This is a genomic window from Pseudomonas sp. PB105 (assembly GCF_009764655.1).
In the GTDB taxonomy this organism is placed as follows: Bacteria; Pseudomonadota; Gammaproteobacteria; order Pseudomonadales; family Pseudomonadaceae; genus Aquipseudomonas; species Aquipseudomonas cyclaminis.
Map to the genome: position 1 here is coordinate 1 of NZ_RWIO01000028.1, position 24,836 is coordinate 24,836.

Consider the following 24,836-nt stretch of genomic DNA (forward strand, 5'->3'; position numbering starts at 1 on the left):
AACTCGGCGTTCTCCAGCAGCATCAAGGACCAACAGCGCATCGCCCGCCTGTACCAGGGCGAGGCTTTTTTCGAGATCGCGCCCAGTCATGGCCAGCCCCTGGAAATCGACGCCGGCCCGGTGCGTGCCAGCGTGCGCGACACCGCCTTCGCCGTGCGTTACCTCAATGGCGAGGCCCAGGTGCAGGTGCAGCGCGGTGATGTGGACCTGAGCAACACGTTCGACGACGCCCGTGTACGCCTGCGCGCTGGTGAAAGTATCCGCATCGGCCCCAAAGGCTTCGGCCAGCCGGCCAAGCTGGATGCCAGCAAGGACCTGGCCTGGGTGCAGGGTCGGCTGATTTTCGAAAACTGCCCGATGAGCGAGGTGCTCGCCGAGTTGCGCCGCTATTACCCAGGCTGGATCGTCAACACCAACGACCAACTCGCCAGCGTCGCGGTCACCGGTAATTACCGGCTCGACCAGCCCCTGGACGTGGTGCGCTCCCTGGCGCACATCACCTCGGCCAAGCTGTCGGAATACCCGGCGCTGGTCATCCTGAACTAAATGAGAATTATTTTTACTCGATAACCTTCGGCGGTACGTCTCGTCTTAGCCAATGCAACTGATTCCTATTTGATTCGGTTCGCAACTATAAGATTCGTACCCCGGAGCGCTCTCGATGTCCTCTCGTTTCAACCGCCGGTCTTCTTCGCCCGTCCTGTCCCTGTTGACCGCCGCCATCCTGCTGGCCAGCGCGCCGGTCATGGCCGCCACCGCCGCCGAACCGATTTCGCGCAGCCAGGGCAACTACACCTTCAGCATCGAACAGCAGCCGCTGGTCTCGGCCCTCAACGCCTTTACCGCCGTGACCGGCTGGCAAGTCGGCCTGCCAGCAGAGCTGGGCCAGGGCGTGTCGTCCCCTGGTGCACACGGCCCGTTGTCGCCGGAAAAAGCCCTGGACCGGCTGTTGGTGGGGACCAACCTGAGCTACCGCAAACTGGGCAGCAACAACATCGTGCTGGAAAAACGCGCAGCCGGCAGCACCCTCAATCTGCAACAGGTGACCATCAGCGCCACCCGTAACGAGCAGGACGTGAACAGCGTACCAAGCACCGTCAGCGTGCATGAGCGCGAAGAGCTGGACCGCCAGAACGTCAATAACATCCGTGAGCTGGTGCGCTACGAGCCCGGCGTCTCGGTGGGCGGCGCCGGCACCCGTGCAGGTAACGCCGGCTTCAATATCCGCGGCATCGATGGCGACCGTATCCTCACCCAGGTGGACGGCGTGGAAGTGCCGGACAACTTCTTCAACGGCCCCTACGCCAAGACCCGTCGCAACTATGTCGATCCGGAAATCGTCAAACGCGTGGAAATCCTGCGCGGCCCGGCCTCGGCGCTCTACGGCAGCAGCGCCATCGGCGGCGCCGTCAGCTACTTCACCCTCGACCCGGACGACATCATCAAGCCCGGCCAGGACGTCGGCGCGCGCCTGAAGACCGGTTACAGCTCCGCCGACGAAAGCTGGTTGACCTCCGGCACCTTCGCCGGCCGCGTACAGGACTTCGACGGTTTGTTGCACCTGAGCCAGCGCAATGGCCATGAAACGGAATCCTATAACGGCAACAACGCCACCGGCCTGGACCGCACTGGTGCCAACCCGGAAGAAGCGCGCACCACCAATGTCCTGGCGAAACTCGGCTGGAACTATGGCGATGACAACCGTCTGGGCCTGACTTATGAGAAGTACAAGGATGATCGAGACGTCAACCTGAAGAACGCGGTGGGTGGCCCGTTTATCGGTGGCAGAGGCTTTAACCTCTACCGAGACCGTCGGGGTAACGACACAATTACCCGTGAACGTTTCGGTCTGGAAAACACCTTCGCCCTTGAGTCCCCGATTGCTGACCGCATCAAGACCAGCTTCAATTACCAGATCGCCAAGACCGACCAGACCACAGCCGAGATCTATCAGTCTGGGCGTCGCGTATTGCGCACCCGCGACACCCTTTACCAGGAAAAACAGTGGATCTTCGATGCGCAGTTGGACAAAGCGTTCAGCCTCGGTGAAACCGACCACGAAGTAACCTACGGCACCACGCTCAAGCAACAAAAAGTGACGGGGTCGCGCGAAGGCAGCGCGACCTGCGTGGCCGTCGGCAGTGGCTGCACCGCCATTGGAGCACCCAGCCCAATCGCCACCGACAGTGTGAAGAAATCCAGCGATTTCCCAGACCCGACCATCAACACGTATTCGCTGTTTGCACAGGACCAGATCACCTGGAACAAGTGGACCTTCCTGCCCGCGGTACGCTACGACTACACCCAGCTCAAGCCCAAGCTCACCCAGGAATTCCTCAATACGGTGAACCCTACCGGTGCGGATTCTGTCAGCGACAAGGAAAAAACCTGGCACCGCGTAACACCCAAGTTTGGCCTGACCTACGCGCTGACCGATCAATACACCTGGTTCGGCCAATACGCCGAAGGTTTCCGCACGCCGTCCGCCAAGGCGCTGTACGGCCGATTTGAAAACCTGAACCTGGGCTACACCGTCGAACCCAATCCGGACCTCAAGCCGGAAACCAGCAAAGGCATCGAAACCGGCCTTCGCGGCAATTTCGACGAGGGTTCCTTCGAGATCGCAGTGTTCTATAACAAATACCGCGACTTTATCGACGAAGACAACGCCGTGGTCGGTGGCACTGTCGAGCAGTTCCAGGCCGTCAATATCAAGCGCGCCACCATCAAAGGTGCCGAAGCCAAGGGCCGTCTGAACCTGGACGCATTCGGTGCGCCACACGGCCTGTACACCCAGGGTTCTGTCTCCTACGCCTACGGTCGCAACGACGAAAACGGAGAACCGCTGAACAGCGTCAACCCGCTCAAAGGCGTGTTCGGCCTGGGCTACGACCAAGACAACTACGGCGGCCTGCTGAGCTGGACCCTGGTGAAGAAACAGAATCGCGTTGACAGTTCCACCTTCCACGCTCCGGACGGCGACACCAGCGCCCCCTTCAAAACGCCCGGCTTCGGCGTCATCGACCTGACGGCCTACTACAAAGTCACCAACGACGTGACCCTCAACGGCGGCCTCTACAACCTCACCGACAAGAAGTACTGGAACTGGGACGACGTACGCAGCTACGACAGCGTCGGCGAAGCCGCGGTGACCGGCCCGGCCAACCTCGACCGCCTGACCCAGCCCGGCCGCAACTTTGCGATCAATGTGATCTGGGACATCTGACGGCAGCCGCCTTGCCGCGCCGGAATTATTCACCGGCGGGGTGAGGATTTTTTACTGTGCCGCGTCTTCTTGTTCGTCTAGTTGATAACAGCTCTCTTTCGGGCACCAAGGCGCTCCCCTTCTCAAGGACTTTTTCATGACCGCTTCTTCTACCGCTGAACGCCCAAGCCTGCGCTCCCAGCGCCTGAACCAGATCACCAACGAGCCACACACCAAGCTCGATGCCCTGGTGAAGGCCCACGCCCCGTTCGAAACCCCGGCCAACTTTGCCCGTTTCGTGGTGGCGCAGTACCTGTTCCAGTCCGAACTGGTGGCCCTGTACAACGATGCCGAACTGATCAAGATCGTCCCTGACTTGGCCGCACGCTGCCGCGCCGAAGCCGCCAAGCTGGACCTCGCCGACCTGGACACCGACGTGCCGGCGCCGGTGGCCGGTGCCGTGAGCAACCCGAGCAAAGCCCAAGCCCTGGGCTGGCTGTTCGTGTCCGAAGGTTCCAAGCTGGGCGCCGCATTCCTGATCAAGCGTGCGGTGGGCCTGGGCCTGAGCGAAACTTTCGGGGCCCGTCACTTGGGTGAGCCGGCCGGTGGTCGTGCTGAAGGCTGGAAGAGCTTTACCCGCACCCTCGACGGCCTGCAATTGAGCGCCGAAGAAGAAGCGGCGGTGGAAAAAGGCGCGGTGGATGCGTTTGTGCGCTTCACCGTGTTGCTGGAACAGGCGTACGCTAGCGCCCCTGAAGTGGCCTGAGCCTGCCAACTTTGTGGGAGGGGCAAGGCCCCTCCTGCATTTCCCCTCGTTCCAAACTGATTTTCTTTGATACCCGACCCATGACCGGCAAAACCCAATCCACCTCGAAAATCGCGCAGATCCTGTTCGGCCTGCTGGCCTACGTCAGCCTGGGCATCGGGCTGGTGGCGATTGTGATACCGGGTTTGCCCACCACCGAATTCATCCTGCTGGCCGCCTGGGCCGCGACCAAAAGCTCGCCGCGCCTCAGCGCCTGGCTGGAAAACCACCGCCTGTTCGGCCCCATCCTGTTCAACTGGCGCAACGGCAAGATCATTGCCCGCCGGGCCAAAGTCAGCGCCACCGTGAGCATGCTGCTGTGCGCGATCCTGATGCTGGTGATGCTCGACCATGGCTGGCCGATCTACCTGGCGATGGCCGGGATGGGCCTGGGCAACCTGTGGATCTGGTCACGCCCCGAACGGCTCGCACAGCCCGTATAACGCAGCGTGTAGGCATTTTCCTACCGCTCATCGCCTCCCTCTCATGAAACCTCCTACCGCGCCGATGCTCCGGATATAGCGCTGAATGGACTTGGCCGTGCTGTGCATTCCAACAAGTCCATTCGTGAGTGAACCTATGTTCGACACCCTCTCTATCCGCTTGAAAATCGTGCTGCTCTCCGGGCTCTGCCTACTGGGCGTGATTGCGCTGGTGGTCGGCATCAATATCTACACCACCAACCAGAACGATCAGTTGGTCAGCGATTCAAGCTCACGAATGCTCACCGCCAGCGTGGAACAGCTGCTGCAAGCCAAGGCCGCCGAACAGGCCGTGCAATTGCAGAAAACCTTCGGCGACAGCCAGGTGGCGTTGACCGCCCTGGCTGACCAGATCAAAGACCTGCGCAACCTGGGGACCCATCGCGGCCTCGACGCCGGAGCCCTGCGCGAAGAACTCAACCAGAGCGTTAAAACCGCATTCGAGCGCAACAATAAGGTGCTGGGGATCTGGCTGTCGTTCGAGCCCAACGGCCTGGATGGCAAGGACAGCGAATTCATTGATGACAAGGCCCGCGTGTCCAATGAAAAAGGCCGTTTCTCCAGCTACTGGAGCCGGGCCGGTGGCGCAGGCCTGAACACCATCATGGTCGAGGACGACCTCAACAAAACCGCCCTCAACCTCAGCGGCACGCCCTACAACATCTGGTACACCTGCCCACGCGACACCCGCAGCATTTGCCTGCTGGACCCGTATGAAGACACGGTGGCCGGCAAACCCGTGCTGATGACCACTATTTCCCTGCCGCTGATCGTGGACGGCAAGGTCATTGGCATTGTCGGCGTCGACATCGCCCTCACCGCCCTGCAAGCGACTACCGATGCCGCGCAGAAAGACCTGTTCAACGGCGCGGCACACCTGGAAATTCTCTCCAGTACCGGCTTGATCGCCGCCTACAGTGGCGAACCGGCCAAGGTCGGCAAGAACCTGATCGACACCCTTGGCGCCGAAGGCAAGGAAATCGTGCAACTGCTGGCCAGTGACAGCCGCATGATCCGCGAACAGGGCGACACCATCCGGGCCGTGTACCCGGTCAAGCCGATCAGCGATGCCAAGTCCTGGGGCGTGGTGATCAAGCTGCCAAAAGCCGTGATGCTGGCCGATAACGTCAAGCTGCAAGCCGTGCTCGACGATGCCCAGGCCGCTGGCACGCTTAAAGCGTTGCTGGTGGCGGCCGCCGCAGCGCTGCTCGGCCTGCTGCTGATCTGGCTGACCGCCACCGGCGTGACCCGCCCGATCAACAGCGTCGCCGCCATGCTCAAGGACATCGCCAGCGGCGACGGCGACCTCACCCAGCGACTGGCTTATGCCAAGAAAGACGAACTGGGCGAACTGGTGAACTGGTTCAACCGCTTCCTCGACAAGCTGCAACCGACTATCGCGCAGATCAAGCAAAGCATCACCGAGGCCCGCGGCACAGCGGATCAATCCTCAGCCATCGCCCGTCAGACCAGCGAAGGCATGCAGGTGCAGTTCCGTGAAATCGACCAAGTGGCCACGGCGTCCAACGAAATGAGCGCCACCGCCCACGACGTGGCCAACAGCGCCTCCAATGCCGCCAGCGCGGCACGCGGCGCCGATCAGTCGGCACGTGAAGGCATGCAGATCATTGAAAAGAGTACGCGGGATATCACCACCCTCGCCGAAGAGGTCAGCAAGGCAGTGGGCGAAGTCGAAGCCCTGGCGGTCAACAGCGAGCAGATCGGTTCGGTGCTGGAAGTGATCCGCAGCATCGCCGAGCAGACCAACCTGCTGGCGCTCAACGCGGCGATTGAAGCGGCCCGCGCCGGCGAAACCGGCCGTGGGTTTGCAGTGGTGGCCGATGAAGTGCGCAACCTGGCCAAACGCACTCAGGACTCCGTGGAGGAAATCCGCCTGGTGATCGAGCGCATCCAGAGCGGCACCCGTGGCGTGGTCGCGACCATGCACTCAAGCCAAAGCCAGGCCCAGAGCAATGCCGGGCAGATCCATCACGCCGTGCAGGCGTTGGGCAAGATCAGCGATGCGGTGACGGTGATCAGCGACATGAACCTGCAAATCGCCAGCGCCGCCGAACAACAGAGCGCGGTGGCCGAAGAGGTCAACCGCAATGTCTCGGCGATTCGCACGGTGACCGAAACCCTGACCGGCCAGGCTACCGAATCGGCGGCTATCAGCAGCCAGCTCAATGCGCTGGCCAGCCAACAGATGAAACTCATGGATCAGTTCAAGGTTTAAGAAACACCACAGATCAAAAGTGGGAGGGGGCAAGCCCTCTCCCACATTTGGATCACCTGTGTCTTAAAGACCGGTCCAGGTACTGACAAACTGCGTCAGGTCTTCTTTAGCTGCCGTACGCGGCGGGTTCTGCGGGGTGCCCAGGTAAAGGAAGCCAATCACCTCCTCATCCGCCGTCAGCCCCAAACCTTTGGCCACATGGGCCGAGTACGACAATTCCCCGGTACGCCACACCGCACCAATCCCCTGTGCATACGCCGCCAGCAATATGCCATGGGCCGCACACGCCGCCGCCAGCAGTTGCTCGGACTTGGGCACCTTGAAGTGCTCCTGCAAACGGGCAATCACCACCACCACCAGCGGGGCGCGCAACGGGCCGTTCTGGGCCTTGTCGATGGCGGCTTGCGGGGCGTCGGCGTCTTGCAGGCGTGCGGCCTCGGCCAGCAGCGTACCCATCTGCTCACGGGCGGCGCCTTCTACGGTGAGGAAACGCCAAGGACGCAGTTGACCATGGTCGGGCGCACGCATGGCAGCGGCGAACAGCACGTCGCGCTGCTCCTGGGTCGGTGCCGGCTCCAGCAAACGCGGCACGGAAACACGGTTGAGCAAAGCGTCGAGAGCCTGCATTGGCCACCTCCAGAAAAAAATGTGTGGCCATTCTAGCGGGAATGAATCGGCTACCACCAAACGATAATTGCTCTTATTCATTCCCCCCGGCCCTGTTAAACTTTGTGACCCTGTTTTTCGCCTTCGTTCAGGAAACCTGATGTTCCGTTCGCTTCTTCGTCTGTCTGTAGCATGCATGGCCCTGGGCCTGACTGCGTGCGATGACGCCCCCAGATTCACCAAGGCCGAGCCGGGTGAATCGCGGGCCGGCGGCGCGACGACGGTGAACAAGCGCGACCAGAACGCATTTTCCCTGCCGTCGGCCAACCTGTCGCCGACGCGCCGCCTGGACTTCAGCGTCGGCAACAGCTTCTTTCGCAACCCCTGGGTGATCGCGCCGTCCACCACCACCGCCCGCGATGGTCTCGGCCCGCTGTTCAACACCAACGCCTGCCAGAACTGCCATATCAAGGACGGCCGTGGCCACCCGCCGCTGCCCGATGCGGCCAATGCGGTGTCGATGCTGGTACGCCTATCGATCCCTGATGCACCACCCTACGCCAAACTCATCGAGCAAATCGGCGTCGTGCCCGAGCCCGTCTACGGCGGGCAACTGCAAGACATGGCCGTGCCGGGCGTGGCACCGGAAGGCAAGGTGCGGGTCGACTACACGCCAGTCAACGTCACGTTCAAGGACGGCACCGTCGTCGAGTTGCGCAAGCCAAACCTGCAGATCACCCAGCTTGGCTACGGCCCAATGCACCCAGACACCCGCGTCTCGGCGCGCATCGCCCCGCCGATGATCGGCCTGGGCCTGCTCGAAGCGATCAGCGACGCGGATATCCTGCGCAACACCGATCCGAAAACCGCCGATAAAGAAGCCATCGTCGGCCGGGCCAATCAGGTCTGGGATGACGCCCGGCAAAAAACCGTCCTCGGGCGTTTTGGCTGGAAAGCCGGACAACCCAACCTCAATCAACAAAATGTTCACGCGTTTTCTGGTGATATGGGCCTCACCACGTCCCTGAGACCCTTCGATGACTGCACCGACGCCCAAGTGGCCTGCAAACAGGCGCCCAACGGCAATGGCGCCGATGGCGAGCCGGAAGTCAGCGATAACATCCTGCGCCTGGTGCTGTTCTACACCCGCAACCTTGCCGTGCCCGTGCGTCGCAACGTCAATGATCCGCAGGTGCTGGCCGGGAAAAACCTGTTCTACCAGGCCGGTTGCCAGGGTTGCCATAAGCCGACGTTCACCACCGCCGCGAATGCCGCCGAACCTGAGTTGGCCAACCAAGTGATCCGCCCCTACAGCGATTTGCTGCTGCACGACATGGGCGATGGCCTGGCCGACAACCGCAGCGAATTCAAGGCCGGCGGCCGCGACTGGCGCACGCCGCCATTGTGGGGCATCGGCCTGACGCAAACCGTGAGTGGCCATACCCAGTTCCTGCATGACGGCCGCGCCCGCAACCTGCTCGAAGCCGTGCTCTGGCACGGCGGTGAAGCCCAAGCGGCGCAGCAGCATGTGTTGTCATTTAATGCCGAACAGCGCGCTGCGTTGCTGGCGTTCCTGAATTCTTTATAAGCTTCGCCCCACTTACCGAAGGGAGCTCGACATGTTCCGTCCCAAGTTGTTGTTCACCAGCCTGGCCGCCCTTGCTCTGGGCGCCTGCTCGCCACAAGACCCGCAAGCCGTGACCTCGGCGGCGATCGCCAAACAAGTGATCCTGCCGACCTACAGCCGCTGGGTTGAAGCCGACCGTCAGTTGGCCGTCAGCGCCCTTGCCTACTGCCAGGGCAAGGAGAGCCTGGACACCGCCCGCGCCGACTTCCTCCACGCGCAAAAAGCCTGGGCCGAGTTGCAGCCGCTGCTGATCGGCCCGCTGGCCGAGGGCAACCGTGCCTGGCAAGTGCAGTTCTGGCCAGACAAGAAAAACCTGGTCGGTCGCCAGGTCGAGCAACTGGTCACCAGCCAGCCGCAGATCGACGGCGCCGCACTGGCCAAGTCCAGCGTGGTGGTGCAAGGCCTGTCGGCCTATGAATATATCCTCTACGACGCCAAGACCGACCTCGCCGACGACGCGAACAAAGCCCGTTATTGCCCTCTGTTGGTGGCCATCGGCGACCGCCAGAAAGTCCTGGCCGAAGAGATCCTGGCCAGTTGGAACAGCACCGACGGCATGCTCGCGCAGATGACCAAGTTTCCGAACCAGCGCTACGCTGATTCCCACGAAGCCATCGCCGATCTGCTGCGCGTCCAAGTGACCGCACTGGACAGCCTGAAGAAAAAACTCGGCACGCCCATGGGTCGCCAGACCAAGGGTATCCCGCAGCCGTTCCAGGCTGATGCGTGGCGCAGTCAGTCGTCCCTGCAAAGCCTGGAAGCCAGCCTCGCCGCCGCCCAGACCGTATGGGTCGGCGTCGACAACAAAGGCCTGCGTGGTCTGTTGCCGTCGGATCAAAAGCCATTGGCCGACAAGATCGACGCCGCCTACGCCGCGTCCCTGAAACTGTTCGCCAGCAACCAGCGCACCCTCAACGAACTGTTGAACGATGACGCCGGGCGCCAGCAACTCAACGACATCTACGACAGCCTCAACGTCGTCCACCGCCTGCACGAAGGCGAACTGGCCAAGGCGCTGGGCATTCAACTGGGCTTTAACGCCAACGACGGTGACTGATGATGCTCAGGCGACAGGCTTTGGCGGTTGGCAGCGTGCTGCTCAGCGCACTCACGCTGGGTGGCTGGACGCTGTTCAAGCAAAAAGACAAGGGCCCGCTGCTGCTGTCGGCGCGCGATGATGCAGACGGCAAGCACTACGCCGTGGGTTATCACCTGGACGGTAAGCCAGTGTTTGCCACCCAGGTCGGCCAACGCTGCCACGACATCATCAACCACCCGACGCTGCCGATTGCGCTGTTCGTCGCCCGTCGTCCGGGCACCGAGAGTTACCTGATCGACCTGCGTGATGGCGCGTTGCTGCAAACCATCACCTCGAACGCCAATCGCCACTTCTACGGCCATGCGGTGATCCACAAGAGCGGCGACTGGCTGTACGCCACCGAGAACGACACGTCCGATCCCGGCCGAGGTTTGCTCGGTGTGTATAAGTTCGAAGGCGAGCGGCTGGTGCACAGCGGCGAGATTTCTACCCACGGCATCGGCCCGCACCAGGTGTCGTGGATGCCCGATGGCGAAACGCTGATCGTGGCCAACGGCGGCATTCGTACCGAAGCCGAAAGCCGAGTGGAAATGAACCTCAACGCCATGGAGCCAAGCCTGGTGTTGATGCAGCGCGACGGCACGCTGATCAGCAAGGAAACCCTGGCCCAGCAGATGAACAGCGTGCGCCATATGGGCATCGCCAGCGATGGCACCATCCTTACCGGGCAACAGTTCATGGGGCCGTCACAGGAGCGTTCCGAGTTGCTGGCGATCAAGCGCCCGGGGCAGCCGTTCGTGGCGTTCCCGGTGGCGGATGAGCAGTTGCAGGCCATGGGGCATTACACCGCCAGCGTCGCAGTGCACAGCGAGTTGCGCCTGGTGGCATTGACGGCGCCGCGTGGCAATCGCTTCTTTATCTGGGACATGGACAGCGGCGAACTGCGCCTGGACGGGCCGTTGCCCGATTGCGCCGGCGTCGGTGCGGTGGCGGATGGGTTTGTCGTCACATCGGGCCAGGGCCGGTGCCGTTTCTACGATTGCCGCCAGAAGCAATTGGTCGCGAAACCGTTGGAATTGCCGGCGGGGCTTTGGGATAACCACCTGCATCTGATCTGACTGAAGGCCGCGCCCCGCTGGAATTCATTCGCAAAAAAAAGGGCCTCGCATCGCAAGGCCCTTTCCCGGTGGTTTCAATCGCTTCAACTCTGCGGCCTCATCCCTTGAGACATGCCGAACATGAACAGGAGCAACTCATGATCAGGCTTGGCTGCCGTACTCGCCTTGGCGACACGCGGCAACAGGCATTGCGCCCCGCCCTGCGTCGCACTGAGTACCTGTGTGCGAGGCTGCTCCCATGCGGCCAGGGCCAAGGCTGCAACGCCTAACGCCCCCACCAGGAACACACCTCGTGCTATTTCTAGCTTCATTTGGTTAAACCCTTGATAGCGCTGCCAAACGCCGTCTCGTAAAAGTAGCTGAGTTTTGCCCAGTCGCTATCGTTCCACGACGAATGGCGGCGCAGTTGCCGCATGTCATGGGATGCCGCCTGATGAGCGGTCATTCGCTGACGGCACTTCTCAAAGTCCAGCAGTGCCACTTCCACGTTGGCCGAGTCGCCCTCGCCCGTCACCCGTACAAAGATATGCTTGATGTACAGGCAACCATGCTGCCAACGCCCCTTGTGCATGCGCGCCAGGGTGCCGGCCAATTCCTTGAGTACGCGCTCGTGAACCCGCTCGCCGTAGCGTTCACGGCCACCGACCGAGTACCAGTTTTCAATTTCGTCGAAACCGTCGAGAGACGCCGTGACCAGCAACGCCTGCCAATGATGCTCGGCATCACGGCGGGCCTCGCAGAACACCAGTTCCGGTACCCGCACATCGAGCAGGCGCAGGCCCTTGAGGGCATCACGCTCGCGCAGCACGGTGGGGCGCCCAAACGGATGCAGCCAACTGCGGTAGATATGGCCGGTCTGGCGCTTGCTATAGAGCAGACGCCCGTTGGCGCTCATCACCCGCTGCACACCGCTTTCACCGCCGCGCCGACGATTGGGTTCTTCAACCCATTCGCCTTGTTGGCGCCAGAAATAGTCAAACCTTTCTTCGGGAGTTACGTGACTGCCTGCTACGCACTCAACTGCCATCCTGTTACCTCTTGCGCAATACATACACACGCCACATGGCGTACAGCGGTATGAAGTCCAGGGACTCCTGGACACGGAAACCGGCTTGCTCGAACTCTGCTTCAACAGTAGCAGCCGGTAACACAAATCTGTTTTGGTAACCTTCCTGCTCACCCTTCTTGCGCCGCTGATCTTCGAGGCGCTTGCGTTTCCAGGCTTTGAAATTGCCATCGACCCACAGCGAAATGATCACGCTGTCGCGGGTAACACGCTGAAACTCCCGCAATATCGCCAGTCGGTGCGCCGGATCACCAATGTGGTGCAACAAGCGCATACAGAAAATGCTGTCGACCGAGTTATCCGGCAAATCGATATCAAAGGCAGATGTCTGCAAGGGTCGTACCCGTTTCACCACATCCGCAGGTTGGGCGACGGTTGCAACCTTCAACATCGATGCCGAATTGTCCGCACCGATAATCACACGGTTGGGTTTTTCCGCCAGCAACGGCCAGAAGCGCCCCGCCCCACAGGGCAAGTCCAGCACCAGGCCAGGCTCACCCGCCATCGCCAGCGCGCCACGGGCCAATTGCTCGTCGCGTTTGTGGGACAACCGGCGGGCCAGATTGTCCTGATGCTTGAGCAAATATTCGTGGGCGTGTTCGTCGTCGTACTTTTCGGAAAATTCGAGCTTGATGGGGTCAGACATCACAGGTCTCCAGTGACTGATGCCTACCACCTTAGGCAGCGAACTGTGATCAACAGGTCAACCGTGTGTGAAAAACTTGTCCTGTCCAACCCCATACATTTCAAGACTTTACAGACACATTCAGTAGCATGGGGCCATCTTCGCCGAATGACGGGAATGTCTGGCAGGATAGCGGCAGGGTGAGCGGTCAGGCCTTGACCTGACTCAACTCGACATGAAAGCGACAGCCATTGGGCTCCATGGTGCTGAGGCTGACGCTCCAGCCCTGGTTCTCGCAGATGCGCTGGACCAGTGACAAACCCAACCCCAGGCCCTCACCGCGCTTTTCGCTGCCGCGCACGAACGGCTCGAACATCGCTTCGCGCTTGTCTTCGGGAATGCCGACCCCCGAGTCCTCCACCACAAAACCATTGGGTTCAAGTGTGAGCCGGATAAAACCGTGCTCGGTGTAGTGCAAGGCATTGCGCAACAGGTTGCCCATCACCGCATGCAGGAAGGTGGTGTTGTAACGCGTGTCCAGCGGGTTGCCCGGCTGGTAGATCAGCTCCAGGCCCTTGCGCTCGATTTGCTCACGCCAGATGCCGAGCAAATCGTCCGCCACTTGCGTCAGGGTGACCTGAGGCGACATGGCCGCATCGTTATGCTGGGCACGGGCCAGCATCAGGAAGGTCTGCACCAGTTCACGCATTTCTTCACAGGCCCGAGCAATACGCAGCACCTGGTTACGCCCGCGCTGGTCGATGGCTGGGTTTTCCAACAGCAGTTCACAGGAGCTGGCCAGCACCATCAAGGGCGTGCGCAATTCGTGGCTTACGTCGCTGGTAAACATTTGCTCACGGGACAGCGCCTGGCGCAGGCGCCCCAGGGTGGCATCGAAGGCCACGGCCAGCTCACCGACTTCATCGGCGGCATAGTCCGGCGCCAGGGGCGGCGCCAGGCCCAGCAACTGGTCGCGATGCCGCACTTGGCGCGCCAGGCGCACCACCGGTGCCATCACTTTGCGCGCCAGCACCCAGCCGAGGAACACCGCCAGCGCCAGGCTGAGCACAAAGCCCACCAGCACCACGGCGAACAGCACGCGCTCGCGCTCTTCGAAATCGCTTTGGTCTTGCAGCAGCACATAGCGACGGCCGTCGATCACTTCGACCATGGCGTGGTAGGACAGCGACTCGCGAAACACCTCATGAAAGCCCGGCTCCAGGTGCCGCAGGTCCTTGGGCAACTCGAAATCACCCGGACCACCGCTGAAGTAGAACAACTGGTCCGGCTCCGGCCGGTGGTTCCAGTCCTCGACGCTGTCCATCAACAGCAGCCGCTGCAGGTCACCACCCAAACCCGCCGAAATCAGCTTCTCTTCCACCAGATGCACGGTGGCGACGATGCCCATGGCGAAGGCCCCCGCCACTAACGCGCTCATCAGGGCAAAGGCAATGATGATCCGCTGGGCAAGGCTTTGCTTAAACTCCATCACGACCCTCGGCCAGGCGATAGCCGACGCCGTGCACCGTTTGCAGCAACGGCTTGGCAAAGGGTTTATCGATCACTTGGCGCAATTGGTGGACGTGGCTGCGCAGGCTGTCGCTGTCCGGGCAGTCATCGCCCCACAACGCTTCTTCGAGCACTTCCCGACGCAGCACGTGCGGGCTCTTCTGCATCAGTACCGCCAGCAGCTTGAGGCCGACCGGGTTGAGCTTGAGCAGACGCCCTTCACGGGTGACCTCCAGTGTGTCGAGGTCATAATTCAGGTCGGCCACTTGCAGGGCACGGCGTCCGCCGCCTTGGGCACGGCGCAGCACCGCTTCGATGCGCGCGGCCAGCTCCGACAGGGCAAACGGTTTGAGCAGATAGTCATCGGCGCCGGACTTGAAGCCCTGCAGCCGGTCATCCAGTTGGTCGCGAGCGGTGAGCATGATCACCGGCGTGTCGCGGCGTGCGTCTTCGCGCAGGCGTTTGCAGAGGGTGTAGCCATCGATACCGGGCAGCATGATGTCGAGCACAATCAGGTCGTAGTGCTCGGTCGCCGCCAGGTGCAGGCCCGACAAGCCGTCCTGCGCACAGTCAACGGTGTAGCCCTTCAGCCCCAGGTAATCAGCCAGGTTGGCCAGAATATCGCGGTTGTCTTCAACCAATAAAATTCGCATGGGCAGTGTCTCCGTACGCGGTAACGGCCGTGTTGGCTCGCGCAGCTTAAGGCCAAGTGTGGCTCAGGGATAGAGCTGAACGGCCCGTCGATTAAGGTTTTCAACCGTTTCTTGAGTTGAACGAGTTTTTCACTATAGCTTCACAAACTGACTACAGTGTCAGCGTGAAGATCGCCACCCATTGATATAAGGAACATGGATATGGGGTTTCTCAAAACAGCGCCTATGCGCTATTTGCTGTTGGTAACCGGTGCCTGGCTACTGGTTTTCTTGCTCACGCGCAGCGTGCTGCTCCTCACTCACCTGGACGAAGTCGGCGGCAATCTGCTGCCGGTGTTTGGGGTGGGCTTGCTGTATGACCTGGGCTTCCTGGCCTATGCGGCGCTGCCGCTGGGGCTGTATGCGCTGCTATGCCCGCCCGGTCTGTGGCGTCGTCGTGGTCACCGCTGGTTCCTGCAAGCGGTGCTCACGGTCAGTCTGTTTGCGATGCTGTTCACCTCCGTCGCCGAATGGCTGTTCTGGGACGAGTTCGGCGTGCGCTTCAACTTTATCGCCGTTGACTACCTGGTGTATTCCGACGAGGTATTGAACAACCTGTTGGAGTCATACCCGATCGGCAAGCTGCTGAGCCTGCTGGCGATGCTGGCCCTGGTGCTGAGCCTGGCCTTGCGCAAGACGTTCAACGCAACAATGAATGCGCCCTTGCCGACGATGCGCGGCCGTATGGTGAATGCGCTGGCGCTGTTGGTCGTCGCCGGCCTCAGCCTGCAATTGATCAGCCAGGACAGCCCACGCACTCAGGGTGGCAACGCCTACAAAAACGAGCTGGCCAGCAATGGCCCCTATCAGTTCTTCGCCGCTTTCCGTAACAACGAGCTGGACTACCCACAGTTCTACAAGACCTTGCCTACAGAGGTCGTCGCCCAGCAATTGCGCAACGAGCTCAGCGAGCCCAATGCCCGCTTTATCGGTAACGATCCGCTGGATATCCGTCGCGCCATCACCAACCCGGGAACGCTGCGCAAACCCAATATCGTGCTGGTGACCATCGAAAGTTTCAGCGCCAAGTACATGGGCAGCAACGGCGACGAACGCAACCTCACGCCCAATCTCGATGCGCTGCGCAAGCAAAGCCTGTACTTCAATAACTTCTACGCCACCGGTACCCGTACCGACCGCGGACTTGAGGCCATCACCCTGGCAATCCCACCCACGCCGGGGCGTTCGATCGTCAAGCGCATTGGTCGCGAAAGCGGCTTTGCCAGCCTGGGACAGCAACTCAGTGCTATCGGTTATGACAGCGTGTTTGTGTATGGCGGGCGCGGTTACTTCGACAATATGAACGCGTTCTTCAGTGGCAACGGCTATCGGGTCGTGGACCAGAGCAGCGTGCCCGAGTCTGAAATCTCGTTTAAAAACGCCTGGGGCATGGCCGACGAAGATCTCTACAACCAAACCCTCAAGCTCGCAGACGCCGACTACGCCAAGCAGCAGCCGTTTTTGCTGCAACTGATGACCACCTCCAACCACCGCCCGTACACCTACCCGGACGGGCGCATCGATATCAAATCCGGCAACGGACGCGACGGTGCAGTGAAGTACACCGACCACGCCATCGGCCAGTTCCTTGAGGCCGCACGCCAGAAACCGTGGTTCGACAATACGATTTTCGTGTTCGTCGCCGACCACACCGCCGGCAGCGCGGGCAAGGAAGACCTGCCCATCACCAACTACCAGATCCCGTTGTTCATCTACGCACCGAAACTGATCGATGCCCGGGAAACTGCTCAACTGGCCAGCCAGATCGACCTTGCACCGACACTGCTGGGCCTGATCAACCTGAGCTACGAGTCGACCTTCTTTGGTCGCAACCTGTTGCAAGACAACCCGCTGCCAGCGCGCGTGGTGGTCGGTAACTATCAGCACCTGGGGTTGTTTGACGGCAAGGACCTGGCAATCCTCAGCCCGCGCCTCGGGCTGCGTCGCCACGACGAGGCGCTGGGTGAAAGCCAGGAATTACGGGTGGGCAGCGATGACCCGTTGATCCAGCGGGCGATCACCTACTACCAGGCCGCCAGTTATGGGTTCAAACAACAGTTGCTGAGTTGGAGGGCCCCCAAGGAGGAGGCGCCCGCCCTGAGCACACGCTAAACCATTGCCCCGTACAGGTCAGTACGGGGCATGCCTACCAAGGCTAGCCATGAATAACTGCGCCGCTGGGCCCGTTTCCAAACCGCTTAATCTGTGGCTGTGCCTGGGCATTCCGGCCGGCGCTGCACTGGTGCTGCTTCTGCTGGAGCTGACGTCCCTGGACATGGACCTTGCCAAACGTTTCTACAACGCGGCGGATGGCGGATTTATCGGTCGTTACAGTTTCTTCCTCGAAGACATCCTGCATGATCGCGCCAAGCAGTTGGTGATCCTGTTCTCGGTGCTGGCAATTCTAGGATTTGCCGGCACATTCATTTTACAAAGGCTCAAACCCTACCGTCGCGAACTGGGCTGTCTGGTGCTTTCGCTGGGGTTGGCGACTGCCTACGTCTCACCGCTGAAAACCATCACCGCCGTGCAGTGCCCCTGGAGCCTCAAGGAGTTCGCAGGGCAGGAAACCTACAGCGCGCTGCTGAGCCCTCGCCCGCCTACGGATAAACCCGGACGTTGCTGGCCAGGGGGTCATGCCGCTACCGGCTTCGCCTTGTTCGCCTGGTTTTTTGCGCTGCGTGACCGTCGGCCGCGCATGGCACGCTACGCATTTGTCTTCGCCGCAGGCTTGGGCAGCGTCTTTTCAGTGAGCCGCATGCTGCAAGGCGCGCACTTCTTTTCGCACAATGTGTGGACAGCGATTTTCTGTTGGCTGATCTGCCTGGGCGTGTATTGCTTGTTGCTGTACCGGCCGTCGAGGCACGCCGCGCGTCCCTGAACCCCACGCACCGCACACAAAAAAGCCCCGCCTGCATCACTGCAGGCGGGGCTTTTAGGTTAGCCGGGTAAGGCTGGCTTACATCATGCCGCCCATGCCACCCATGCCGCCCATGTCTGGCATACCGCCGCCAGCGCCTTCAGCCTTCGGCTTGTCAGCAATCGCAACTTCGGTGGTCAGCAACAGACCAGCAATCGAAGCGGCTGCCTGCAGGGCCGAACGAGTCACCTTGGTTGGATCCAGGATGCCCATTTCGACCATGTCGCCGTATTCGCTGGTTGCAGCGTTGTAACCGTAGTTACCTTTGCCGTTCTTCACTTCGTTGACCACAACACTTGGCTCGTCGCCGCTGTTGGAAGCAATCTGGCGCAGTGGGGATTCAACGGCGCGACGCAGAACAGCGATACCGACGTTCTGGTCAGCGTTGTCGCCTTTCAGGTCAACCAGGGCTTCCAGAGCACGGATCAGCGCAACGCCACCGCCAGGTACCACGCCTTCTTCAACGGCTGCACGGGTTGCGTGCAGGGCGTCTTCAACGCGGGCTTTTTTCTCTTTCATTTCAACTTCGGAACCAGCGCCAACCTTGATCACTGCTACGCCGCCGGACAGCTTGGCCAGACGCTCTTGCAGTTTTTCACGGTCGTAGTCCGAGGAAGTCTCGGCAACCTGGGCGCGGATCTGAGTGATGCGCGACTGGATGTCGCCGTCAACGCCAGCACCGTCAACGATGATGGTGTTTTCCTTGGAGATGGTCACGCGCTTGGCGCTACCCAGGTTTTCCAGGGTGGCGCTTTCCAGGCTCAGGCCGATCTCTTCGGAGATAACGGTACCGCCGGTCAGGACAGCGATGTCCTGCAGCATGGCCTTGCGACGGTCGCCGAAGCCTGGAGCCTTGACGGCTGCAACCTTGACGATGCCACGCATGTTGTTCACAACCAGCGTCGCCAGGGCTTCGCCTTCAACGTCTTCGGAAACGATCAGCAGTGGGCGGCCGGCTTTGGCAACGGCTTCCAGCACTGGCAGCATTTCGCGGATGTTGGAGATCTTTTTGTCGACCAGCAGGATCAGCGGGCTTTCCAGCTCGGCAACCATGGTTTCTGGCTTGTTGACGAAGTACGGGGACAGGTAGCCACGGTCGAACTGCATGCCTTCTACAACCGACAGTTCGTTTTCCAGGCCAGTGCCTTCTTCAACGGTGATCACGCCTTCTTTACCGACTTTTTCCATGGCTTCGGCAATGATGTCGCCGATGGAGCTGTCGGAGTTGGCGGAGATGGTGCCTACCTGAGCGATAGCCTTGGTGTCAGCGCATGGCTTGGACAGGTTTTTCAGCTCGGCAACAACAGCGATGGTCGCCTTGTCGATGCCGCGCTTGAGGTCCATCGGGTTCATGCCGGCAGCGACGGCTTTCAGGCCTTCGTTGACGATCGACTGAGCCAGGACGGTAGCGGTGGTGGTGCCGTCGCCTGCGTCATCGTTGGCACGGGAGGCAACGTCTTTGACCAGCTGCGCGCCCATGTTTTCGAAACGGTCTTCCAGTTCGATTTCTTTTGCTACGGAAACGCCGTCCTTGGTGATGGTCGGAGCGCCGAAGCTCTTCTCGATGATCACGTTACGGCCTTTAGGGCCCAGGGTCGCTTTTACTGCGTCAGCCAGGATGTTGACACCGGTGAGCATTTTTTTACGGGCGGAATCGCCGAATTTAACTTCTTTAGCAGCCATGATCGATATTCCTTAAATACTTTGTAGTAACGGGAAAATGAGCGGGGAAATCAGTCTTCCAGAACAGCGAGAATCTCGTTCTCAGCCATAACCAGCAGGTCTTCGCCATCAACTTTCACAGTGTTGCTGCCGGAGTAAGGGCCGAATACAACCTTGTCACCGACTTTAACGGCCAGCGCACGCACATCACCGTTTTCCAGAGTCTTGCCTGGGCCTGCAGCGACGATCACACCGTGGTTGGCTTTTTCAGCAGCCGAACCTGGCAGAACGATACCGCCAGCGGTTTTCTTTTCTTCTTCGCTGCGACGGATTACGACGCGGTCGTGCAGAGGACGAAGCTTGCTCATTGTCGATCTCTCCTAATTGTGTTTTTCATCGGCCGGTGTCAGTACCGGCAGGTTGTTATCCGGCGGTGCCGGTCGCGCCTCGCCAGGCAAGACGCGGAAGTCTGTCTGGTGTTGCCACCAGAAACCTTGCGGTGACCGTTACATAAGGGCGCGTAAGCTTATTACAAGGGCGCTCGGCGGAATTTTTTTGCAGCTGCCGAGCGATAAAAGCAACACGGCACCCCAGGGTGCCGTGCCAATCAAGCGGTTATTTGCTGTCGCGGTGTTCGAACTCACCTTCGATCACATCACCTTCACGCCCCAACGGCTGGCGCGGAGCCGGGCCGCCACGGGGTTGCAGGTCGTCGGCAAACGCACGCTGGCGGATCGCCGCCTCTTCGGCGCGCTGACGCATCTTGCCGGCCAGCAGCTTGCGGGTGAACGGCAAGAGCAGGAACAGCCCGAGCACATCGCTGACGAAACCCGGCAGGATCAACAGGCCACCGGCCAGGGCCATCATCAGGCCTTCAAGCATGGTCTGGGCCGGCAGTTCGCCGCGGTTCAGGCTTTCACGGGCACGCAGTGCCGTGGCCAGGCCGGCGACGCGCAGCACCAGGACGCCGAGCATCGAGCCGAGAATGATCAGCAACAGGGCCGGGAAAAAACCGATCGCACTGCTGACTTGAACGAATACGAACAGCTCCAACACCGGGAACAGCAGAAAGAGCAATAAAAAAGGGCGCATCAAAAGGTTCCTCAACGCAAGAATGCCTTGCCAGTCCACCTTAGATGACGTCGCCATTATGTGAATTCAAGCGTCAGCCGCGGCTTTTTTCGGCCAGACGTCGGCGTGAGCCAGTGAAACCAAGGCTTCGCGCACTTGTGTCGGCGTGTTGCAAGACTCGGCAAACGGCAGCCAGTGCAAGGATTGGCCGATACGCAGGTGCATGCCTTCGCTGTCGATGCCGGCCAGTTGCGCGGGCTTGGAAGTCGGCAGGCCGGCAAGCTGAACGTAATGGGTGATAGCCTGGGTGTGATCGCTGTTCATGTGTTCGATCATGCTGCGCTCGGCCTTGCCCGCGAATGGATTGGCCAGGTTCAACTGATCGACCCAGTGAATCGCGCCAAAGCCGCCGATGTAACGGTGGCGCACCGGCTTGAGCACCCAGAAGTCAAAGTCATGGGCCTTGTGGTAGTTGGCGGAATCGGGGAAGTAGCGGTAATAGCGTTCGGCGGCGGCTTCGATGGCGGCTCCCTCCTCCAGCTTCTCGGCTTCGGCCAGGTAGGTCAGGCGCCCCACTGCCTGCACATCATCGGCCTCGCGTTCGCCTACCAGCAGCGAGCACTTCGGGTCTTTTTGCAGGTTGTGGGTGTGCTGGGCAATACGGCTGATCAGGATCAGTGGGCGGCCCTGCTCGTCCAGGCAGTACGGCACGACCGAGCCGAAGGGGAATCCTGGCATGGCTTTGGATTGTGTGGCGAGAGCCCCACGGTATTCCTTGAGCAACAGCTCTCGGGCGTTCTTGGCAACGTGCGCGCTCAACGTATGACTCCTCGGGTATTCAGCCGCCCACAGCATATGGGAATGGATCTCAACACAAGGTAATCAATATACGCGCAGGTTGCCAGCGGCTCTGTGTTACCAGGCCACGCCGAAGCCTGCGGTGTAGCGGGTCTTGCTCAAGCTGCTTTCCGAATCGCCACTGATGACGTCGCGCTCGGCCTTGAGATTGAGGGAAGCCCATTCGGTGACCTTGTAGCGCAGGCCCATCTCGGCATCCAGGGAATAATCCACAGGCCCGTCGATAGGACGGCCCAATTCACCGGTGGTAAAGAACTCGACTGTCTTGCCCACCAGATAGCGGTTGTAATTCCACTTCATGGCCACCGAGTAGAAATTGTCCTTGCCGCCCGTGGCGTATTCATAGTCGGTGCGGTTGACCAGCGAGCCAAGGGAGAACGCGCCCAGCTCATCATCCCAGAACTGATATCCCGGGCCGGTACCGACTGTGCGTTGGCGCGCGAGGTCTTCAACCTTGTCGCGCTTGTAGGTCAGGCGCCCCTGCCAGAACCAGTGCTCGGTGAGGAATCGGTCCAGGTCGTATTCCAGGGCCCAGTTGTCCGTGGTGGTGACATCGTCCTGAAACTCGCGGTTGTATTCGCCCTGGCCGGTGTGACGCCATTGGCCATGACGCGCCGTGGTCTTGAAGTCGATGTCGTAGTCGTTGGTGTCGTTCTCGGCACGCTTGTAGTCCAGCGCCAGGTCGACATTACCCTTCCACACCAGGTCTTCGATCACAGGCTTTGGCTTGATGATCTGCTGGATGCTGGCCAGGTCAACAATCTTCGGCGCCTCGCCATTGGCCAACACCACTTTGCCATCGTCTGCGGCCTTCAGGGATTTCGCCTTTTCGCCGGTGTAGGCGTCCTGCTTGACCAGCAATTCCTGGTCGCTTTCCAGGGTCTTGACCTGCTTCCAGTCCACCGGGATGGCGCCGGCATAGTCAGTCTGGATCAGTAATTTGCCACCGTCGAAGACCTTGATTTTGCCGGTCAGGCGGTCACCGTTTTTCAACCAGACCGTATCGGCAAGCAAGGGCGTGGAGGCACTGAGGACAGCGAGGCACAGCAGGGTTCTGGACAACATAAGCGGATAAGGAGCTCAGGGTTGGCGAAAAGGGGCGGTTATCGTGTTAGATAGCTAGGACTGACTCAAGGTTTTGTGTTGAGTTCAATTCTCATCGCCATGTTTACAGACGTTTCTTACAGATAGACAGACGATTTCAACGGATAGCTGCTCAGTGAACCTCTCTGCCGACACCCCGCAAAGCCCCGCCGAGATGCGCCGCACCGCGCTGTACCTGACCTTGGCGCAAGTCCCCGCCGGCTGCGTGGTGAGCTACGGCGAGCTGGCGCAACTGGCGGGCTTGGGACGCGCCGCCCGCTGGGTGGGACGCACCTTGAGCCAGCTTCCCGAAGGCACCACATTGCCCTGGCACCGCGTGCTGGGTGCCGGTGGTCGGATAAGTCTGCCGGTGGGCAGCGTCTCGGGCGACGAGCAGCGCGCGCGTTTGCGCGATGAAGGCGTGACTGTCCGCAATAATCGCGTGGATATTCAGCGCCATGGCTGGCGCCCGGTAGAGCACAGCGGTTAGAGTGCGCGCTTTGTTTCCGCGAACCTGAGGCAGACTCCAGCCCATGCCCCGTAAAACCTGGCGCGCCGCGCTCGCCGCCTATGCCAGCCCCTCGACGTTAGTCCTGTTGTTGCTCGGCTTTGCCGCCGGCCTGCCTTACATGTTGGTGTTCTCGACGCTTTCGGTGTGGTTGCGCGAGGCCGGTGTGGCCCGCGAGACCATTGGCTACGCGAGCCTGATCGGCCTGGCGTACGCCTTCAAGTGGGTCTGGTCGCCGCTGCTCGACCAATGGCGCCTGCCGCTGCTCGGCAAACTTGGACGGCGTCGTTCCTGGTTGGTATTGGCCCAATCGCTGGTGATCCTCGGATTGATTGGCATGGGTTTCTGCGACCCGCAGAAACACTTGTCCTGGCTGATCGCGATTGCCGTCGTCGTTGCCTTCGCGTCCGCCACCCAGGACATCGCGGTCGACGCCTATCGCCTGGAAATCGCCGACGACAGCCGCCAGGCCGCACTGGCCGCCAGCTATATGTCCGGCTACCGCATCGCCGCCCTGCTGGCCACGGCGGGCGCGCTGTTCTTTGCCGAAGGCTTCGGCTCCACCGGTTTCAACTATAAACACTCGGCGTGGACTGGCACCTATGTGCTGTTCGGCGTGCTGATGGTCCCCGCGCTGCTGACCACCCTGTTCATGCGCGAACCGAATGTGCCACTGCGCACCCAGTTGCAGGCCGGGCGCTACAGCTTCATGCATCAACTGATGTCGGTGTTTGTGCTGATCGTGCTGCTGGTGTCCGTACCCGCCATGTTTACCCAGCTGTACAACACCGACTTCGCTAGCGTGCTGTTCCACGACACCAGCGTGTGGGACCTGCTGATGGAAGACCGCGCATTCCTGCGTGCCATTCTCTATATCACCCTCACCGCCCTGTGCCTCTCGACCATGGGCCGTCGCGGCCTGGCGCCCGTGCTCACGCCGGTCAACGACTTTATCCTGCGCTACCGCTGGCAGGCATTGCTGTTGCTCGGACTGATCGCCACCTATCGCATGTCCGACACGGTGATGGGCGTGATGGCCAACGTGTTCTATATCGACCAGGGCTTCACCAAGGACCAGATCGCCGGGGTCAGCAAGATCTTCGGCCTGATCATGACCCTGCTCGGCGCCGGCATGGGCGGCCTGCTGATTGTGCGTTTCGGCATCCTGCCGATCCTGTTCATCGGCGGCGTGGCGTCGGCCGGTACCAACCTGCTGTTCGTGATGCTCGCCGACATGGGCCCGGACCTGCAGATGCTGATCTTTACCATCTCCCTGGATAACTTCAGCTCCGGCCTCGCCACGTCGGCGTTTGTGGCCTATCTGTCGAGCCTGACCAACCTCAAGTTTTCCGCCACCCAATATGCGCTGCTCAGTTCGATCATGCTGCTGCTGCCGCGCCTGATCGGTGGGTATTCGGGGGTGATGGTTGAGAAGTTCGGGTACCACAACTTCTTCCTGATCACCTGCATGCTGGGCGTGCCGACGCTGCTGCTGATTGCGCTGCACTGGTATCAGGAAAATCGGCGGATTCGGTTGAATCCCCCGCAGGAAGACTGACACCAGCCGGACAATGTGCGAGGGGGTTTGCCACCGATGGCAGAGTGTCAGTCAGCTTATACATAGCTGACACACCGCAATCGGGGGCAAGCCCCCTCCCACATTAGCCTGCACACCCCTCTGCATTCTGATGCCTGTACTCCAGCAGTTTGCGCCCGTACAATCC

At 60.7% G+C, this 24,836-nt stretch carries 23 protein-coding genes and 1 pseudogene; 13 read left to right on the forward strand and 11 right to left on the reverse strand.

Going from position 1 to position 24,836, the window contains the following annotated elements; all coding sequences use genetic code 11:
- The 6 genes and pseudogenes from EJD88_RS05550 to EJD88_RS27470 form a co-directional block, all read left to right on the forward strand.
- A partial coding sequence (locus EJD88_RS05550) for a FecR family protein (protein WP_178121989.1) occupies positions 1–546 on the forward strand: 546 nt, incomplete at its 5' end.
- A 115-nt stretch (positions 547–661) separates the two neighbouring features.
- Positions 662–3,226: a TonB-dependent receptor gene (locus EJD88_RS05555; RefSeq protein ID WP_158877138.1), complete on the forward strand. Its 2,565-nt coding sequence runs from the start codon at positions 662–664 to the stop codon at positions 3,224–3,226.
- A gap of 136 nt (positions 3,227–3,362) precedes the next feature.
- Positions 3,363–3,971, forward strand: a complete 609-nt coding sequence (locus EJD88_RS05560) for a biliverdin-producing heme oxygenase (protein ID WP_158877140.1) — start codon at positions 3,363–3,365, stop codon at positions 3,969–3,971.
- An 80-nt stretch (positions 3,972–4,051) separates the two neighbouring features.
- A complete protein-coding gene (locus EJD88_RS05565; RefSeq protein WP_099585544.1) occupies positions 4,052–4,453 on the forward strand; it encodes a YbaN family protein in 402 nt (133 codons plus the stop codon).
- A gap of 277 nt (positions 4,454–4,730) precedes the next feature.
- Positions 4,731–5,870, forward strand: a pseudogene (locus EJD88_RS27465) (HAMP domain-containing protein); the annotation flags it as partial.
- A 102-nt stretch (positions 5,871–5,972) separates the two neighbouring features.
- Positions 5,973–6,728, forward strand: a complete 756-nt coding sequence (locus EJD88_RS27470) for a methyl-accepting chemotaxis protein (RefSeq protein WP_371926541.1) — start codon at positions 5,973–5,975, stop codon at positions 6,726–6,728.
- Positions 6,729–6,791: 63 nt separating this feature from the next.
- Here EJD88_RS27470 and EJD88_RS05575 read toward each other — a convergent pair whose 3' ends face one another.
- On the reverse strand, positions 6,792–7,355 hold the full coding sequence (locus tag EJD88_RS05575) for an NAD(P)H nitroreductase (RefSeq protein ID WP_099585546.1): 564 nt from the start codon (positions 7,353–7,355) through the stop codon (positions 6,792–6,794).
- Positions 7,356–7,530: 175 nt separating this feature from the next.
- Between EJD88_RS05575 and EJD88_RS05580 the strand changes: the two genes are divergently transcribed.
- The 3 genes from EJD88_RS05580 to EJD88_RS05590 are packed head-to-tail and all read left to right on the forward strand — an operon-like array spanning position 7,531 to position 11,118.
- Entirely contained in the window at positions 7,531–8,922 is a 1,392-nt protein-coding gene (locus tag EJD88_RS05580) for a di-heme oxidoredictase family protein (protein ID WP_371926542.1), read from the forward strand.
- Between the two features lie 31 nt (positions 8,923–8,953).
- The gene (locus EJD88_RS05585; protein ID WP_112196626.1) at positions 8,954–10,018 is read left to right on the forward strand and encodes an imelysin family protein; all 1,065 of its coding nucleotides are present in this window, start codon (positions 8,954–8,956) and stop codon (positions 10,016–10,018) included.
- Positions 10,019–10,020: 2 nt separating this feature from the next.
- Complete coding sequence (locus EJD88_RS05590) at positions 10,021–11,118, forward strand: DUF1513 domain-containing protein (protein ID WP_099585633.1); 1,098 nt, start codon at positions 10,021–10,023, stop codon at positions 11,116–11,118.
- A gap of 83 nt (positions 11,119–11,201) precedes the next feature.
- On the opposite strand, the gene EJD88_RS05595 is transcribed toward EJD88_RS05590, so the two are convergent.
- From EJD88_RS05595 to colR, 5 genes are all read right to left on the reverse strand, one after another.
- Positions 11,202–11,429: a hypothetical protein gene (locus EJD88_RS05595; protein WP_099585549.1), complete on the reverse strand. Its 228-nt coding sequence runs from the start codon at positions 11,427–11,429 to the stop codon at positions 11,202–11,204.
- Positions 11,426–12,145, reverse strand: coding sequence for a lipopolysaccharide kinase InaA family protein (locus tag EJD88_RS05600; RefSeq protein WP_099585550.1), 720 nt, complete (start codon positions 12,143–12,145; stop codon positions 11,426–11,428). The genes EJD88_RS05595 and EJD88_RS05600 overlap by 4 nt, the downstream gene beginning before the upstream one ends.
- A 4-nt stretch (positions 12,146–12,149) precedes the next feature.
- Entirely contained in the window at positions 12,150–12,830 is a 681-nt protein-coding gene (locus tag EJD88_RS05605) for a class I SAM-dependent methyltransferase (RefSeq protein WP_099585551.1), read from the reverse strand.
- 187 nt (positions 12,831–13,017) lie between these two features.
- On the reverse strand, positions 13,018–14,298 hold the full coding sequence (locus tag EJD88_RS05610) for a HAMP domain-containing sensor histidine kinase (RefSeq protein ID WP_099585552.1): 1,281 nt from the start codon (positions 14,296–14,298) through the stop codon (positions 13,018–13,020).
- Complete coding sequence (gene colR / locus EJD88_RS05615; RefSeq protein ID WP_027605482.1) at positions 14,288–14,971, reverse strand: two-component system response regulator ColR; 684 nt, start codon at positions 14,969–14,971, stop codon at positions 14,288–14,290. The genes EJD88_RS05610 and colR overlap by 11 nt, the downstream gene beginning before the upstream one ends.
- A gap of 201 nt (positions 14,972–15,172) precedes the next feature.
- On the opposite strand from colR, the gene EJD88_RS05620 reads away from it, so the two are divergent.
- Together EJD88_RS05620 and EJD88_RS05625 are read left to right on the forward strand one after the other, a co-directional pair.
- Positions 15,173–17,122, forward strand: coding sequence for an LTA synthase family protein (locus EJD88_RS05620; RefSeq protein ID WP_158877144.1), 1,950 nt, complete (start codon positions 15,173–15,175; stop codon positions 17,120–17,122).
- Positions 17,123–17,171: 49 nt separating this feature from the next.
- Entirely contained in the window at positions 17,172–17,891 is a 720-nt protein-coding gene (locus EJD88_RS05625; protein WP_158877146.1) for a phosphatase PAP2 family protein, read from the forward strand.
- 78 nt (positions 17,892–17,969) lie between these two features.
- On the opposite strand, the gene groL is transcribed toward EJD88_RS05625, so the two are convergent.
- The 5 genes from groL to EJD88_RS05650 all read right to left on the reverse strand — a co-directional run bounded on the left by groL (position 17,970) and on the right by EJD88_RS05650 (position 22,586).
- A complete protein-coding gene (groL, locus tag EJD88_RS05630) occupies positions 17,970–19,613 on the reverse strand; it encodes a chaperonin GroEL (RefSeq protein ID WP_099585553.1) in 1,644 nt (547 codons plus the stop codon).
- Positions 19,614–19,663: 50 nt separating this feature from the next.
- Positions 19,664–19,960 (reverse strand): co-chaperone GroES, encoded by a 297-nt coding sequence (gene groES, locus EJD88_RS05635; RefSeq protein ID WP_003175874.1) that lies wholly within the window; start codon positions 19,958–19,960, stop codon positions 19,664–19,666.
- A 247-nt stretch (positions 19,961–20,207) separates the two neighbouring features.
- Positions 20,208–20,684: an FxsA family protein gene (locus EJD88_RS05640; RefSeq protein WP_099585554.1), complete on the reverse strand. Its 477-nt coding sequence runs from the start codon at positions 20,682–20,684 to the stop codon at positions 20,208–20,210.
- 66 nt (positions 20,685–20,750) lie between these two features.
- Positions 20,751–21,482 (reverse strand): HugZ family protein, encoded by a 732-nt coding sequence (locus EJD88_RS05645; protein ID WP_158877147.1) that lies wholly within the window; start codon positions 21,480–21,482, stop codon positions 20,751–20,753.
- A 96-nt stretch (positions 21,483–21,578) separates the two neighbouring features.
- Positions 21,579–22,586, reverse strand: a complete 1,008-nt coding sequence (locus EJD88_RS05650; protein ID WP_158877148.1) for a DUF481 domain-containing protein — start codon at positions 22,584–22,586, stop codon at positions 21,579–21,581.
- 193 nt (positions 22,587–22,779) lie between these two features.
- On the opposite strand from EJD88_RS05650, the gene EJD88_RS05655 reads away from it, so the two are divergent.
- Complete coding sequence (locus EJD88_RS05655; RefSeq protein ID WP_178117154.1) at positions 22,780–23,094, forward strand: MGMT family protein; 315 nt, start codon at positions 22,780–22,782, stop codon at positions 23,092–23,094.
- A gap of 43 nt (positions 23,095–23,137) precedes the next feature.
- The gene (locus EJD88_RS05660) at positions 23,138–24,670 is read left to right on the forward strand and encodes an AmpG family muropeptide MFS transporter (protein ID WP_099585558.1); all 1,533 of its coding nucleotides are present in this window, start codon (positions 23,138–23,140) and stop codon (positions 24,668–24,670) included.
- Positions 24,671–24,836 lie beyond the last annotated feature (166 nt).

Bases quoted from the DNA above. Each gene is read 5' to 3' on its own strand.
- EJD88_RS05655 (WP_178117154.1), top strand. From the start codon at position 22,780: ATGCGCCGCACCGCGCTGTACCTGACCTTGGCGCAAGTCCCCGCCGGC.
- EJD88_RS05620 (WP_158877144.1), top strand. From the start codon at position 15,173: ATGGGGTTTCTCAAAACAGCGCCTATGCGCTATTTGCTGTTGGTAACC.
- EJD88_RS05555 (WP_158877138.1), top strand. From the start codon at position 662: ATGTCCTCTCGTTTCAACCGCCGGTCTTCTTCGCCCGTCCTGTCCCTG.
- EJD88_RS05560 (WP_158877140.1), top strand. From the start codon at position 3,363: ATGACCGCTTCTTCTACCGCTGAACGCCCAAGCCTGCGCTCCCAGCGC.
- EJD88_RS27470 (WP_371926541.1), top strand. From the start codon at position 5,973: ATGCAGGTGCAGTTCCGTGAAATCGACCAAGTGGCCACGGCGTCCAAC.
- EJD88_RS05640 (WP_099585554.1), bottom strand. From the start codon at position 20,684: ATGCGCCCTTTTTTATTGCTCTTTCTGCTGTTCCCGGTGTTGGAGCTG.
- EJD88_RS05660 (WP_099585558.1), top strand. From the start codon at position 23,138: ATGCCCCGTAAAACCTGGCGCGCCGCGCTCGCCGCCTATGCCAGCCCC.
- EJD88_RS05650 (WP_158877148.1), bottom strand. From the start codon at position 22,586: ATGTTGTCCAGAACCCTGCTGTGCCTCGCTGTCCTCAGTGCCTCCACG.
- groL (WP_099585553.1), bottom strand. From the start codon at position 19,613: ATGGCTGCTAAAGAAGTTAAATTCGGCGATTCCGCCCGTAAAAAAATG.
- EJD88_RS05605 (WP_099585551.1), bottom strand. From the start codon at position 12,830: ATGTCTGACCCCATCAAGCTCGAATTTTCCGAAAAGTACGACGACGAA.
- EJD88_RS05565 (WP_099585544.1), top strand. From the start codon at position 4,052: ATGACCGGCAAAACCCAATCCACCTCGAAAATCGCGCAGATCCTGTTC.
- colR (WP_027605482.1), bottom strand. From the start codon at position 14,971: ATGCGAATTTTATTGGTTGAAGACAACCGCGATATTCTGGCCAACCTG.
- EJD88_RS05580 (WP_371926542.1), top strand. From the start codon at position 7,531: ATGGCCCTGGGCCTGACTGCGTGCGATGACGCCCCCAGATTCACCAAG.
- EJD88_RS05625 (WP_158877146.1), top strand. From the start codon at position 17,172: ATGAATAACTGCGCCGCTGGGCCCGTTTCCAAACCGCTTAATCTGTGG.
- EJD88_RS05600 (WP_099585550.1), bottom strand. From the start codon at position 12,145: ATGGCAGTTGAGTGCGTAGCAGGCAGTCACGTAACTCCCGAAGAAAGG.
- EJD88_RS05610 (WP_099585552.1), bottom strand. From the start codon at position 14,298: ATGGAGTTTAAGCAAAGCCTTGCCCAGCGGATCATCATTGCCTTTGCC.
- EJD88_RS05585 (WP_112196626.1), top strand. From the start codon at position 8,954: ATGTTCCGTCCCAAGTTGTTGTTCACCAGCCTGGCCGCCCTTGCTCTG.
- groES (WP_003175874.1), bottom strand. From the start codon at position 19,960: ATGAGCAAGCTTCGTCCTCTGCACGACCGCGTCGTAATCCGTCGCAGC.
- EJD88_RS05590 (WP_099585633.1), top strand. From the start codon at position 10,021: ATGCTCAGGCGACAGGCTTTGGCGGTTGGCAGCGTGCTGCTCAGCGCA.
- EJD88_RS05575 (WP_099585546.1), bottom strand. From the start codon at position 7,355: ATGCAGGCTCTCGACGCTTTGCTCAACCGTGTTTCCGTGCCGCGTTTG.
- EJD88_RS05595 (WP_099585549.1), bottom strand. From the start codon at position 11,429: ATGAAGCTAGAAATAGCACGAGGTGTGTTCCTGGTGGGGGCGTTAGGC.